At 38.4% G+C, this 14455-nt stretch carries 16 protein-coding genes and 1 tRNA gene; 6 read left to right on the top strand and 11 right to left on the bottom strand.

Annotated elements, in window-relative coordinates:
• Positions 1-10 precede the first annotated feature (10 nt).
• A complete protein-coding gene (locus V3Z67_RS07615) occupies positions 11-2821 on the bottom strand; it encodes a TonB-dependent receptor (RefSeq protein WP_330442734.1) in 2811 nt (936 codons plus the stop codon).
• Between the two features lie 231 nt (positions 2822-3052).
• Between V3Z67_RS07615 and V3Z67_RS07620 the strand changes: the two genes are divergently transcribed.
• Positions 3053-3760, top strand: coding sequence for an outer membrane beta-barrel protein (locus tag V3Z67_RS07620; protein ID WP_330442735.1), 708 nt, complete (start codon positions 3053-3055; stop codon positions 3758-3760).
• A gap of 8 nt (positions 3761-3768) precedes the next feature.
• Positions 3769-4683, top strand: a complete 915-nt coding sequence (locus V3Z67_RS07625) for a hypothetical protein (RefSeq protein WP_330442736.1) — start codon at positions 3769-3771, stop codon at positions 4681-4683.
• 76 nt (positions 4684-4759) lie between these two features.
• Here V3Z67_RS07625 and alr read toward each other — a convergent pair whose 3' ends face one another.
• Entirely contained in the window at positions 4760-5905 is a 1146-nt protein-coding gene (alr, locus tag V3Z67_RS07630; RefSeq protein ID WP_330442737.1) for an alanine racemase, read from the bottom strand.
• A gap of 2 nt (positions 5906-5907) precedes the next feature.
• On the bottom strand, positions 5908-7026 hold the full coding sequence (locus tag V3Z67_RS07635; protein ID WP_330442738.1) for an amidohydrolase: 1119 nt from the start codon (positions 7024-7026) through the stop codon (positions 5908-5910).
• 279 nt (positions 7027-7305) lie between these two features.
• On the opposite strand from V3Z67_RS07635, the gene V3Z67_RS07640 reads away from it, so the two are divergent.
• Together V3Z67_RS07640 and V3Z67_RS07645 are read left to right on the top strand one after the other, a co-directional pair.
• A complete protein-coding gene (locus V3Z67_RS07640; protein ID WP_330442739.1) occupies positions 7306-7590 on the top strand; it encodes a hypothetical protein in 285 nt (94 codons plus the stop codon).
• 238 nt (positions 7591-7828) lie between these two features.
• Positions 7829-8215, top strand: a complete 387-nt coding sequence (locus tag V3Z67_RS07645; RefSeq protein ID WP_330442740.1) for a DUF1508 domain-containing protein — start codon at positions 7829-7831, stop codon at positions 8213-8215.
• A 6-nt stretch (positions 8216-8221) separates the two neighbouring features.
• On the opposite strand, the gene rlmF is transcribed toward V3Z67_RS07645, so the two are convergent.
• From rlmF to V3Z67_RS07675, 6 genes are all read right to left on the bottom strand, one after another.
• Complete coding sequence (gene rlmF, locus V3Z67_RS07650) at positions 8222-9163, bottom strand: 23S rRNA (adenine(1618)-N(6))-methyltransferase RlmF (RefSeq protein ID WP_330442741.1); 942 nt, start codon at positions 9161-9163, stop codon at positions 8222-8224.
• Positions 9164-9242: 79 nt separating this feature from the next.
• Complete coding sequence (locus V3Z67_RS07655) at positions 9243-9803, bottom strand: DUF4256 domain-containing protein (RefSeq protein WP_330442742.1); 561 nt, start codon at positions 9801-9803, stop codon at positions 9243-9245.
• Positions 9804-9830: 27 nt separating this feature from the next.
• Positions 9831-10226 carry a hypothetical protein gene (locus V3Z67_RS07660; RefSeq protein ID WP_330442743.1) on the bottom strand — a complete coding sequence of 132 codons (396 nt, stop codon included), beginning with the start codon at positions 10224-10226 and terminating at the stop codon, positions 9831-9833.
• A gap of 84 nt (positions 10227-10310) precedes the next feature.
• Complete coding sequence (locus V3Z67_RS07665; RefSeq protein WP_330442744.1) at positions 10311-10649, bottom strand: hypothetical protein; 339 nt, start codon at positions 10647-10649, stop codon at positions 10311-10313.
• 77 nt (positions 10650-10726) lie between these two features.
• Entirely contained in the window at positions 10727-11005 is a 279-nt protein-coding gene (locus tag V3Z67_RS07670) for a hypothetical protein (protein ID WP_330442745.1), read from the bottom strand.
• 229 nt (positions 11006-11234) lie between these two features.
• A tRNA-Ala gene (locus tag V3Z67_RS07675) sits at positions 11235-11308 on the bottom strand.
• A gap of 109 nt (positions 11309-11417) precedes the next feature.
• Between V3Z67_RS07675 and V3Z67_RS07680 the strand changes: the two genes are divergently transcribed.
• Positions 11418-12188 carry an enoyl-CoA hydratase/isomerase family protein gene (locus tag V3Z67_RS07680; protein WP_330442746.1) on the top strand — a complete coding sequence of 257 codons (771 nt, stop codon included), beginning with the start codon at positions 11418-11420 and terminating at the stop codon, positions 12186-12188.
• Here the strand turns inward: V3Z67_RS07680 and V3Z67_RS07685 are convergent.
• The gene (locus V3Z67_RS07685; RefSeq protein WP_330442747.1) at positions 12178-12816 is read right to left on the bottom strand and encodes a 2OG-Fe(II) oxygenase; all 639 of its coding nucleotides are present in this window, start codon (positions 12814-12816) and stop codon (positions 12178-12180) included. The genes V3Z67_RS07680 and V3Z67_RS07685 overlap by 11 nt on opposite strands.
• Before the next feature lie 112 nt (positions 12817-12928).
• Between V3Z67_RS07685 and V3Z67_RS07690 the strand changes: the two genes are divergently transcribed.
• Complete coding sequence (locus V3Z67_RS07690; RefSeq protein WP_157483749.1) at positions 12929-13381, top strand: 6-pyruvoyl trahydropterin synthase family protein; 453 nt, start codon at positions 12929-12931, stop codon at positions 13379-13381.
• An 87-nt stretch (positions 13382-13468) separates the two neighbouring features.
• On the opposite strand, the gene V3Z67_RS07695 is transcribed toward V3Z67_RS07690, so the two are convergent.
• On the bottom strand, positions 13469-14455 hold a 987-nt coding region (locus V3Z67_RS07695), incomplete at its 5' end, for an OmpA family protein (RefSeq protein WP_330442748.1).

A 14455-nucleotide genomic window follows, 5' to 3' on the forward strand; every position in this document is an offset into this window, starting at 1 on the left:
TATTTTTTTATTAGAAGTCAAATTTAAGACCAAGGTTGTAACGACCTTCGTAGTACTCTAACTGCTTCACCCTGTTTGATACGCCCTGGTAGTAACGTAACGGCTGATTGGTAATATTTTTAGCCTCTGCAAAGATGCGAAGGTTTTTAGTAATCTTGTATGAAGCGTTGATATCAAGGAAGAACTGCTTGTCGTAATAGCTGTCGCTAAATTCATCTGCACCCAGTTCGTCAAGGTAATCAGAAGTGAAGTTTGCAGAAGCTCTTGCAGAGAATCTGCTGTTTTCCCATGAAAGCGATCCGTTAAACATGTGAGGTGCAGTACCCGGTAGTGTAACATCTGTTCTTTCGTTACCATCCTCATCAGCAATACCCTTAGCTTTAGAATCCGTGTAAGTATAGTTAACATACACACCAAAGTATCTAAGGAAGCCCGGAAGGAAGTCAAGCTGTCTCTGGAAAGCCACCTCAAAACCGTATACATCTACATTATCACCGTTTCTTGACTGGATAAATGTCCACTGTTCTCCCACAGGCACAGGATTATCTGCCTGATTAGGGAAGTCATTAGCAAAATTTTCTGAAGTATACTGGTTGTTGCTGTAAGTGTAAATGAAATCCTGAAGGTTTTTGTAGAAAACACCTCCTGATATTAAACCTACCGACTTAAAGTAATTCTCTGCCATTAAGTCGAAGTTATAAGAATAAGTAGCATCAAGATCAGGGTTACCTGCTATGATTTCAGTATCTGAAGCGATGTTGTTAATGTATGGAGCAAGTGCATAATAGTTAGGTCTTGCTAAAGCTGTAGTGAATGCAGCCCTGATTACAAAATCCTCGGTAGCATTATATTTAAACGTAACACTTGGAAGTATGTTAGTGTAAGAGTTTGTATTCTCTATTTTACCTTCAAGTTCCTCTTCGTCAAGCACCCTGTTACCGGTATAGTCAATATGTGTATTTTCTATACGGGCACCAATTATCATAGATAATTTGCTGTTGAAATCCTGATCCCATCTTACATAACCTGCAAAAATATTCTCTTTTGCTTTGTAGTTTACAGCAAGGAATTCAGACGGATCTGACTCGCTGTTGTAAAGTGCAGGATTGTTTAGGTCTAACCCACCAAGATATGCTGCAGAAGCATATATACCCGGCACATACTGGCTTCCCGGATTAAATCCGTCACCACCCCAGTAGCTTGTAGCAACATCTGCAAGAGTTAGGTCACCTTGCGGCTCATATGCATAGAAGTTGTTCTGTCTTGTTTTATCTTTTAAACGTAAACGTAAACCTGTTCTTAAACGTCCTTTTTGCCCTTCAATAACAGAGAACGGGAAACGGATATTTACTTTAGCACCAAACTCACTTTCTTTAGTGTAGTCACGGTTTTCTGTAAGTTCACTAAATTCCATTAGTGAAGGATCTTCACCTGTAGTAGTTACATACGGTTTTTTCATGTTTGAAAGGTCTACACCAAAAGGAAGGTCTTCCTGTTCAAACTCAATGTAACGCTCATTAGGACGGAACTCTTTTGCTGTTGCATAGTTTACACCCCAGTCTAAATCAAGTTTAGGACTTAAAAGATGCTCCCCTCTTAAAGAGTAGTTTTGTACACGTTGATCTTCAAGTCTTCTGTTTTTGTTACGGTTGTTATCTATACCACCTTTAGTTTCTCTTTTAACCACACCTGTATAACCTACAATTTGCTCACCGTTGTATAACGGATCGATATCATCATAAGTAGTTCTGAAACGGTTTTCACGGTCATCTCTCCAGTTGTAAATACCGCTGGCAAAAATAGTATTGTAATCGTTAAACTTATAGTCTATTGCAAACGATCCGCTACGACGTATACGTTGTACGTCATACTTTCTTATTTGTTGCTCTTTTACATATACATTCCCAAAATCATCCTGAGTCCAGTCGGCCTCAATGTTGTCACTACCAAAATCGTTGTTGTTGTAGGATCCGCTAAGAACAACACCCAGTTTGTTATCAAAGTAACGGTTACCGTAAACAAGTCCGGCAGTATAAATACCTTTATCTCTAATTGGACCATAACCACCTGCAAGTGTAGCAGAGATTCTTTCACCGTTTGGTGTAGCACGTGTAACAAGGTTTACTGATCCACCAATTGCATCGGCATCCATATCCGGCGTAAGTGTTTTATTTACCTGAATGGTAGAAATCATGTCAGACGGTATAAGGTCCATCTGTACATTACGGTTATCACCTTCGGCAGAAGGAATCCTGTCACCGTTAAGGGTTACCGAGTTAAGTGACGGAGCCAAACCACGGATAATAATATTACGTGCCTCACCCTGGTCATTTTGCATAGTAATACCAGGTACACGCTTTAATGCATCACCAATATTTGAATCAGGAAAACGACCTACCTGATCACTGGAAATAACATTAGTAATGTTACTGTTGTTTTTTTGCTGATTGATTGCTCTTGCCTGACCTCTTAGAGCGTCACCCACAACAACAATTTCATCAAGTGTTTCAGATCCGCTAACCAATACAAAATTTACGGTTGCATTTTTACCCTCTTCCACAACAACCTGTTGTGACTGGGTTTGGTATCCTAAATACAATACCTCTACAGTATAAGTACCGGCTGGTACATTAAGAAATTCAAAATCACCTATCTGGTCAGATACGGTGTATTTATTTCCTTCGCTAAGTCTAACTGTAGCACCGGGAAGTGAGAAATTTTCATCCTGATCGGTAATCTTTCCCGAGATTACCCCGTTCTTTTGAGCATAAGCAGATACACTTAGCACAAAAGCCGTGATTAATAGTAATAGTTGTTTCATTGATTTAATCTTTGTGTTTGTTGGGCGCAAAACTAAAAGTCACATTTAACGTAAGCGTTAGCCTTACATTATGTCAAGGTGACTATAACACTAAATCAATGTTATCTTTATTAACTAAACGTAAACTGTTAGAGTAAAAATAAATAAGTATTAAAGCAAAAAGATACGTAACTTTAACAATAACAAGATCTTAAACCCAAAAGAACCGATTAACCTAAACCAACAATAATTATGCAGATGCTACAACCTGCCCATCGGTTCCTGTTCATTATAGTGTTTATCGCCTGTCCGTTTCTTGCTTCAGGCCAAGCTGTAATAGCACTCTTCTTTGGAGACAAGATATCCAGTGATAAAGTATCGGTAGGGTTATACTTTGCCGGACAATCATCTTATATAACCAATACCGATAACAGTAAAAATGCCAGTGGTCTTGCTATTGGTGCTTATACCGACATTAAGCTAAAAGGTAATTGGATGATAAGCAATTTTATGTCATTCAAATCACCCAAAGGACTTAAGGAAATTCCGCTGAACTATGAGATAATTCCGAACGGAGTTTATTCTCCAGATGCTACCATACATCGCAAACTGGTTTATTTTGAAATAGTACCCTTGCTACGGTATAAGTTCACACCATCATTCAGTATAGCAATAGGACCACAGTTTGGAGTACGGATAGGTGCAAAGGATTTTTATATAGAAGACCGGGATGACGGATCTACAGAAACGGTAGAATATAAAACCAAAGATTATATGCATAGGTTTGATGCCGGTTTTGCTACCGATATCCAATATATACTTAAGGAAGGAAACGGTATACACCTCAACTTGAGGTTTTGTTCAGGTTTAACCAACATATACAAAAGTAATGTACCCTTTACAGGAGTGAACCAGTATTTCCATTTTGGCGTGGGAATCCCTATAGCCCGTAACAAATAAAGTAGCCTATGAGACAGCCTTACTACTTATACCTACTCCTATTACTATTTGAATGTCATGCCTTTGCTCAGGATAACATGCAGGCCTACACCGATAGTATTGCCAACTCCAAGTGGCCCTATAAACTACCTGCGTGGGCACAGCGTATTACCAAACGTGGCATAGACCTCCCATACCCCGCAGGGGTTATGATAAACTATGTGAACGCCTCACAAAAAATAGAAATTCATGATTTGCAGATAGGTATTAACGATTTGGAACCTGTACCGCTTGATTTTATAAAGTTTGGCGAAGTTAACGCCAGTGTACAATCGGTCAACGCACGTATTGATGTATGGGCATTACCATTTGTAAATTTATATGGTATTATAGGAAAAACATGGGCTAATACTACTGTAGAGATAGTTTATCCCATAGACTTTAAAAGCGAGGTAGATTTTAACGGCAATATTATGGGAGCAGGCCTCACCTTTGGCGGTGGTTACAAACATGTTTTCGGAACGATAGATTACAATCATTCCTGGACAAAATTTGACGAAATAAAAGGCTCCATACATTCCCAAATGGTAACCCCCAGATTTGGATATATATTCCAATCCAAAAGAAGACCCGACAGAAACCTAGGGCTATGGATAGGTACGCAGGGATTATTTATAAACCGTACTACCGAAGGCGTACTAAACCTTTCTGACCTGAATATAGGAGGACATGCACCAGACTTTGATATTGAAAACACCGACTGGTACCAAAACCTGGGTCCGGCACAAAAAGTAGTGGTAAAGCAAATTGCCGATAAGATTAAGGATAAACTTGAAAATGTTGATATATCGGGCACCACCATTTCCTATTCCCTAAACAAGGAGGCCATATCTCACTGGAGCATGTGCTTTGGCGGACAGTATCAGCTAAATCATAATATTTAGTTTCGTTTTGAAACCGGATTTTTAGGTGGGCGCTCTTCCTTTTTAGTATCGACCAATTACCGATTCGGGTTCTAACCTAAACCATATACCTAGGTATATCCATAGGAAGCCTGGTAAGCAGTTCGTAATTTAGCTGGCTACTTAATTCCCCAAACGAAGCTACCGTAATTTCCTGATTACCCTGTTCCCCTATTAAGGTTACCTTATCGTTTATTTTTACATTAGGGATATTACTTACATCAACCACTACACAGTTCATGTTTACCGTTCCTACAACAGGTGCTCTCATTTCATTAATGAGCACATGCCCTGTATTGCTGAGGCTTCGGCTAAAACCGTGCGCATAGCCTACAGGTACCACCGCCACATGTATTTCCTGATGTGCAAAATATGATGAACCATACCCAATAAACTCTCCCGGAGGCACGAGCTTTAAACTCATTATTTTACTTTCCCAACTGATAATACGCCTTAACGGAGACTGTACCGTTTTATACTTATTAAGGTATTCTATTAAAATTTCCGGACTGGGCCAAAAGCCATACTGCATAATACCTATGCGCAGCATATCATAATGCATATCGGGCAGACGTACGGCTGCTGCACTACAGCAGGTATGAATCATATTAGGCTCAAGCCCTAAATTTTTAAACTGCTTTACAGCCCTTTTAAAGTTGATTTTCTGCTTTTTTACACGGAAGTAGTTGGTAATACTTTCGGCTCCGGCAAAGTGCATGCACAACCCCTGAAAAACTAAAGTATCAGTATTATTCTTAAATGTATCTGCCAATTCCGGAATCATAGTCTGCTCAAACCCGGTTCGGTACATGCCTGTTTCGATCTCAATATGTACCAGTGCTTTTTTACCTGTGGTAGCCGCAGCTTTTATGGCTGCATACAAGCGTTCCATATTAAAAACATAAAACTGTATATCGTTCTCAATAGCCCATGCAAGATCTTCATCTTCTATAGCCCCCATTATCATAATGGTCGTATTTTTAGCTACTGTTTGTTTTACACGCAAAGCCTCTTCGGCATTAAAAACCGAAAAATGGTTTACACCACACTGCTCGGCCATAGTCACATACTCCTCAATACCGTGACCGTAGGCATTGCCTTTTACAACGGCGCTTAATTTTTTATCTTTAAAATATTCCCTTAAAAAATCCCAATTACTCTTTAAAGCATTTTTGCTTAGTTTAATATGGGTGGATTTCATCATAATTATTGTGCTTTTCTCTGTATTTCAATAAACATTTTAATTCCGGTTTCGGTTATCTCATCCGGGTAATCGTATTCAGGGTGGTGAAGTGGTTTACAGTTCTCACCAGATCCAACACCAAACATTGCTCCGGGGAACAGGTTGGTAAACACCCCAAAGTCTTCCCCAAATCGGAAACCTTCATACAGGTTTTCATATTCCAGTTGATTCTCCCCTGCAGCATCATGGATTATAGCGACTGCATCAGGATGATTTTGATTAGACTCAAAAGGTTCAATCATTTCAAAAGTTACCTGTAGCCCTTCCTGTTGAGCAAGAGTAGTCGCTATTGTTTTTGCTTTGGCAATGGTATCGTTAAGCCTTTGGTTATTATCGGCCCTTATGGTTAAATGCACCGATCCTTCTCCCGCCGAGACACCATAAGCCCTCTCCCCCATCTCCATATATACCGGAGTGATGGTTATATATTCGGGTTTGTTTTCCATATTAAGCTCAAGGGTTTGCAGCATAAAGCTACTCATGGCAGCAGCAGGATTTTTACCGTTCCAGGGTTCGGCGGCATGTGCAGTATACCCTTTAAAGTAAGCGGCAAGGCTTACCACACTCGAGGTAAAGCTACCTGTTTTACATACTATTTTATTCTTTTTGAACCCCGGCAGATTGTGCAAGGCAAACACCATATCAACATCAAGTGATTTAAAAAAAGAATCATCAGCTACATTGCGCGCGCCCCAGCCGTTTTCTTCCGCAGGCTGAAACAGCAGGTATACATTCCCTGTTTCGGGACGTTGCCTGGCATAATGCCCCGCAACACCATACATTATGGTAGTGTGCCCGTCATGTCCACATTTGTGGGATACCCCTGCAGTTTTGGAATTATACGATAAATCGGTATTGGTTTCCTGTATGGGCAGTGCATCAGTATCGGCTCTCAGTAAAATATTCTTACCGGGCGCAGTACCGTAAAAACAGGCAATAATACCCGTATTGGCAACCTTTTCAAGCCTGTCGGGCTTTAAGGGTTCCAGTAAACTAAGTATGTATTTTTGAGTATTGTATTCCTGTTGTGAAATTTCAGGATTTTGATGCAAATAGTGCCTTACAGCGGTTAAGTTTTCCATAATCTCTGTTTAGGCTAATAATTATAGTAAAAATTAGGCAGTTAAAAAAGGTTTTAAGAAAACTCCTTCACTTTTTAACACACTTAAGTAGAAGTACGGGATTTTTTAAAACCGTAATTTTTACGCAGGTATATATGTTTTTACCTTACTAACTTAGCAAAGCTAATCAATTGATTTACAAATTAAAACGTGGAACAGATAACCACTTAAATAAACGGGCGGTATTTATTTCTGAAAAGCCTAACGAGTAAGAAAACCAACTAAAAAATTATTAAAATTATGTCAACTCAAAATTCATTAGAAGCAACATTAGTAGGAGGATGGACTCCTTTTCATCCGCTAACTGCAGAAGACAAAGCAGTATTCGATCAGGCAATGAAAGGTTTTGTTGGAGTAAAATACACTCCGCAAAGCGTATCTACGCAGGTTGTAGCCGGTAAAAACTACCGTTTTAAATGTACAGCCTCTATGCCTCCTGCAGAAGTAGTATGGGAAGCTATCGTTGAAATTTTCCAACCTCTTAACGGAGGAGCTCCTTACATTACAGGAATTATAAGATTATAGTTTAAAACAACAACTTTCGTCCAACGGAAAATCCGCTTGATACTTTAAGTATTGGCGGATTTTTTAGTTTCATAATCCTGCTGATTAAAAAATGTTTAGCCAATGTTTAGGTTTCCGTATCTCATTTTCTTGATAAATATTAGTTAACACGCCTTTTAACCACCCCTTATTTTATTTAGATTTGTACTAATAAGAGCCACGTAAAAACAAGTCTAAGAAAAAAATTATTGCAGGAAATATGGGGATGTTCGTGATAAGTAAACGAAACAACGGAGATTATAAATTTGTTTTCACATCAAGAAAGGGGAAAACGATTTTTACCAGCATAGGCTGTAAGCAAAAATCTGATTGCCAGAAGATAATAGAAGCCATAACAGAAGATGTCCAAAAGTTTACTTTCAGGAAAAACGCTACCCCATCGGGCAAACATTTTTTCAGACTCTCTATTGGTGGACTCGTACTGGCAACCAGCCGTAAGTATTCTACCCCGTTAATGCTTCAAAAAGGTATTGACGAAATTATTAAATATGTGATTACCGCCGAGATACTTGATTTCTCTGAAGACGAATCTATTTTCCCTCCCGAGGAAGAAGTGTTTTTGAGTGAGGAAGCTAAAGCCAGCTAAGCATCGTTACCAATTTTTCAGTTCACTTTCACTCAAAAATGTCCAGACTACAATACGTGTAGTTTTATTACCTGTCCCCATAACAATGGTTTGGGTTTGGGTTACCCCTATATTGCTTAATGCCTTATAAATTCCTTTAAGGTTAGCTCCTTTTGAAACAAGCGTGGTAAACCATCGGCAGTTTTTGGCAACTTTTTTACTTTCGGCAATCATGGTGGTAATAAACCTGTATTCACCTCCGTCGTAAATAAGTTCGTTGCTTACTCCCGCAAAATTAAGTTGTGGTGAATTCACTTTTTTTCCCTGTAGGTTATTAAGTTTCCTTAAGGTTCCCTTTTGGGCATCCTCTGCCGAGGCATGAAATGGAGGATTACACAGTGTTACATCTATCCTGTCGGTACTGTTTATTATCCCCGTAAAAATATTCTTGGGATTTTGCTGTTGCCTAAACTCTATACTTCCCTTCAGTTTATAGTTAGATTCGGTTATCTTTTTTGAAGATGCTATAGATTCCACACTAACATCACAGGCTATAAACCTCCAGCCATATTCGGCTACCCCCACTAAAGGATAAATACAACTCGCACCTACCCCCACATCAAGGCAGGTTATAGTATTACCTACAGGGATTTTACCATTATTCCCTTCTGCAAGCAAATCGGCCAGATAATGAATATAATCTGCCCTACCGGGTATGGGAGGACACAGGTTTTTATCAGGGAAGTCCCAATACTCAATACCGTAATAATGATTAAGCAGGGCTTTATTTAACAGCTTTACCGCCTTTGGATTAGAAAAGTCAACCGATTCATCTCCAAACTTATTCAGTTTAATATAACCTGCCAGTTCAGGAGTACAAATTTTAAGCGCATCCAAATCATATCGTTCCCTGTTTTTGTTGCGGGGGTGTAATTCTGATTTCTGTTGTTTGCTTTTATCTGTAGGCATATTATTTCTTTTGACGGAATGGTTAATTATCCTGCATCAAAATTCGACAAAAAAACGGTATAAAGCCAACGCTAACCTATTAAACCCCTAAAGAAGCCCTAAAGCCCCTTCCAGCATAATACGATTCGGCACCATTGTGATACAGAAAAACCGTATCATAACGACGGTCACAAAACAGAGCTCCGCCCAGTTGCCTTATACTATCGGGCGTTTTAAACCAACTCGATGTTTTGGTGTCAAACTTACCAAGCGTTTGCAACTCCCTGTATTGTTCTTCAGTTAAAATCTCTACACCCATAGCCGCAGCAACATCAAGAGCGCTGTCTTTAGGTTTATGTTCTTTTCTCGACTCAAGCGCTGCACGGTCGTAACATAAACTCCTGCGTTTAGGACTTTCGGGAGAACAGTCGTAAAAAATATACTCTCCTGTTTTGGCATCAAATCCTACAACATCGGGCTCGCCTCCTGTTTCTTCCATAGCATCTAATGACCATAATTTGTTAGGATTGACATCCAGTTTTTCCTTTACCTTATCCCAGCTTATATCCTTATGCCTAACCATGTTTTTCTCAAAACGGGACTTGAGTACCTTTAGTAATTCCTGTGACTGGTCGTGCGATAATTGATTTTTGCTGCTCATTACTTATCGTTTTTAGTTGGTATATTTTTACATTAAGTTATAATAATATAAGAACTTATTATTAGTGGTATCTACAACTATCGTTTTAATCTCATTTTCAAGCCAAATAGTTTTATAAAAACCTGAACCGTTTTCAATGTACTTACTATAATCAGTATTATTAAGAGGGCTTTTACTTTCATTAAAATTGAAAGTTTTAAAATTTTTATCTACTGATTTATCTTTAATATAATTCAAATCTATAATTTCATAAACATCCACCTTAAATCCATTCCCATTAAAATCATTCCACTTTTCATCACTACTTAAATACTCAACTTTATCTATGAGTGAGTCCCCAAAAAACTTTTCTACATCTGAAAGATTCTTATTTACACAGCTGGAAAACATAAGACTAATTATTAATACCGTGATTAACTTCATAATTTTAATTTCTTTTTGAATCGCCGAAACGGATTTTAAAATCCTTTGCTTTTGTTATATATATTATACTGTTAGAGGCCTAGATTAATCAGAGTTGTACAATTCCCATGTAGCATTTGTCACAGAATAATATTTGGGATATGTTTGAGCCTGTAATTGTTTTACAATGGAGTCTTCAATCTTTAGGCGATCCGTTTCAGCATCTATAAACAAAAAATCTCCCTTTACTTTTACTCTATTACCCAGATAAATACTATCCCATTTACTTAATCCTACAATTGAACATGTTCCAATATCAGTACTTAATATAGCTCCAGATTTTTGATTTGATGCAATTCCAATGACGGAATCAACAGTACTTGCATCTTTCCCTGGCTTACAGCTCATAATTAGCAAAAAGCACACTACTACAAAATATTTCATAATTAAATTTGTATGAATAAACTATCTGTCATATTGGGGTAACATTTTCAAAGACGGCAAAATATCTTTATAATCCCTTATTCTAATTCTTCAACCCAGCCATGTGATGATAGCGAATATAATACATCACCTGTTTCTGCAGCTATATATACGACTACCCCCCGTTCCTCCATACCCCACAAAGTGCTGTAACCCGCTATATAGACGGTTAAGTATTCACTTTCATGATCTCCGTATAGGATTTTCTTATTTTCTTTTAATTGTATCTCACTAACAGCACTAATGGTAACATAATCACGCCTTTTTTTTCCGAGATATTTTTTTAGTATATCGTGGGCCTCTTCTTTTGTAATCATGCTATTTAATTTTTAAAATGTCATCAATTTGAATTATTTTTTTTGTGTATGCAATTTCAATGACGGAATCAAGAGTAGCTGTATCTTTCCCTGACTTACAACTCATAATTAGCAAAAAGCAAACTAATACGAAATATTTCATAAATAACTTTTATTAGATTCAATCATGCAACTCAATAACTAATATAAACAAAAAAACCTCCGGTTTTCACCGGAGGTTTTTTACTTGTGGAGAAGATGGGAGTCGAACCCACGACCTCTTGCATGCCATGCAAGCGCTCTAGCCAGCTGAGCTACATCCCCAAAATTGTGAAGCAAATATAATATAATTCACTACCAAAAATACAAACTTTTAAAGTTTTTGTTTTTCTCTTTTTCATTTTGCTTTAATTTTACCAAAAACAAAGCAAGCATGAGTACTACAACCAGACCTAATGGGTCTTTATATACCAAAATTGAAAACAAAATCGCTACTGTAGAGTTTGGTCATCCGGCCAGTAATTCATTCCCCGGTGAGCTTTTACAACGACTTACAGACGAGTTTAATAAACTTAGTAACAACGCTGAAGTAAGTATCATTATACTTAAAAGTGAAGGCGAAGGTGCTTTTTGTGCAGGAGCATCGTTTGACGAGCTACTAGCCGTATCTAATTTAAAAGAAGGTGCTGTTTTCTTCGCAGGCTTTGCTAATGTTATCAATGCTATGCGCAACTGTTCAAAGCTTATTATAGGTCGTATACACGGAAAAGCTGTAGGTGGTGGCGTAGGCCTGGCTTCTGCATGTGATTATACACTGGCGACAGAAGGAAGTGCTATAAAGCTATCTGAATTCACTATAGGTATCGGTCCGTTTGTAATCGCCCCGGCTGTAGAAAGAAAAATGGGCAAAGCCGCACTTGCAGAGATGACACTTGCCGCACACGAATGGAAAAATGCCTACTGGGCACAGGAAAAAGGTTTATATGCCAAGGTATTTGAAAATATAAAAGAGCTTGACAACGAACTTGAAATTTTCAGTTCTAAACTGGCATCTTATAACCCCGAAGCATTGAACGAAATGAAAAAAGTACTGTGGGAAGGCACTGAAAACTGGGATACCATACTGGCAGAACGCGCAAAAATATCAGGAAGACTTGTACTTTCCGACTTTACAAAACAGGCATTGGAGAGGTTTAAAAAATAGCCTCTCCTCTTGTTTTTAACCAGCCTGTAATACTTAAACGTTCCTGTTTTACAGGCTTAACCTCATGCTCTAGAACGCTACTTTCAAAAATGACCATTCGACCCTGTACCGGGTAAATATTCTCTGTACGTTCTATTCCGTTTTCAGGAATATAAACAGCCAACTCACCTCCATATTCCGGTAGCCAGTCTTCTTCATTAAGATAACATACTACAGACAGTTTTCTTCTACTGTCATTTTGAAACGTATCTAAATGGCGCTTATAAAAAGTCCCTTCAGGGTATAATGCATAATGGAATTCCTGTTCTGTAATTCCCATAAAGCAGGTTCTATTAAGGTAATCGATAAAATGATTCAGCCGTGCAAAAAATTTAGTTTCAGCAGGGTTACATTTACTTTCATCGAGCCAGAAAATAAAATCTCCCCTAACGGCTTTCATAACCTGTTCGTTAGACCAGTTTCCAATAGCTGATTTTTTGAACTGATCGTCATCATATTTATCTAAGAGGCTTTGGCGAAGCTCAAGCACTTCCTCCAAGGGGAAAAAGTTTTCTACCACACTATATTGCTTCTCTAAAAGGTCGGTTATAACCTTTTCATACAACGGATTCAACTGTAATTCATCCATATAGCGCCATAATTAAAAAAGGCGAGCAAAGATAACAGGAAAACCAATACGTTGAGAATAAATTAATGCGATGCATTTAATTTAGTAAATTTGCACACTTAATACTATTATAATGAGCAAAATCAGGATTACAAAACAGTTTAATTTTGAAACAGGACATGCCCTTTACGGATATGACGGCAAATGTAAAAACGTACACGGGCACAGTTATAAACTATCGGTAACCGTTATAGGAAGCCCTATTACCGATACCAGTAATGTTAAGTACGGAATGGTAATTGATTTTGGCGATCTTAAAAAGATAGTTAAGGAAGAAATTGTAGATATTTTTGATCACGCTACTGTTTTTAACCAAAACACTCCTCATATTGAGCTTGCTAACGAATTAAAAACAAGAGGACATCATGTAATTTTAGTAGATTACCAGCCTACAAGTGAAAATATGGTAATTGATTTTGCAGCAAAAATTAAAAGCAGATTACCGGAAAACATAGCGCTACATTCATTAAGGCTTCAGGAGACCGAAACTTCTTTTGCCGAATGGTATCAGAGCGATAATCAATAAAAGCAGCATACATAATAAAAAAAGCAGCCCAATGGGCTGCTTTTACTTTTTAGGTTGGTTTAAATTGTTAAGGCGATTTATAATTGATTATTTTTTTACAATAATAAACTCAGATCGTCTGTTTTGAGCATGTTGCTCTTCACTGCAGTTTTCTTTACAGTCAACCTTAGGCTCGCTCTCACCATACCCCTGTCCGGAGATACGCTCTTTAGCAATACCTTTTGAAATGACATACTGAACTGTAGCCTTTGCCCTTTTGTTAGAAAGGTTCATGTTGTATTGTGCACTACCACGGTTATCCGTGTGGGCCTTAACCATGATTACCATTTCAGGGTTGTTGTTCATAGCCTCAACTAACTTATCCAATTCAAAAGCAGCCTCTTTAGTGATGTTGCTCTTATCAAACTCAAAGAAGATGTCGTTAAGTACAACTTCTACTTCTTTTACGATTTCTACGATCGGTCTAAGGTTAGCATTTACTGTAACCTCTCCGCCATGGGTCTTGGCAATCGGGAAAGTATTCTGTTCGTATTTTGGCATGCTTGCCTGTATGGTATAGGCTCTGTCACAGTCTACACTGTAGGTTACCTTACCGTTTGCATCGGCCGTTCTGGTCTCAATCACATTGTTACGCTCATCTAGGATGGCTACCTTAGCACCGGACAGTGGTTTGCCTGTATTGGCATCTCTTACCATTACTATAGCCTCAACCCCACAAATTGGTGTAGCACTGTACAACTGGTCAACTCCTGTTCTGTTACTGGAGAAGAACCCGATTTGTTTACTGTCATTAAAACTGAATGCAAAGTCATCCTGTCCTGAGTTTACAGGCAGGCCAACGTTCTTAGCTTCTGTTCCCTTGTTCAGGTCGATAACAAAGATATCAAGTGCACCAAAGCCTTTACGTCCGTCTGAAGAGAAGTAAAACTTACCTTCGGTAGTAAGGTAAGGGAAGTTATCATTACCCGGGGTGTTTACCTTATCCCCTAAGTTTTGTGGCTCTCCGTAAGTGTTATTGCCTTTTACTTCCACTTTCCAGATATCATTGCCTCCCTGTCCACCCGGACGGTTGGA

The sequence above is a fragment of the Flavobacterium sp. C4GT6 genome (assembly GCF_036347315.1).
In the GTDB taxonomy this organism is placed as follows: Bacteria; Bacteroidota; Bacteroidia; order Flavobacteriales; family Flavobacteriaceae; genus Flavobacterium.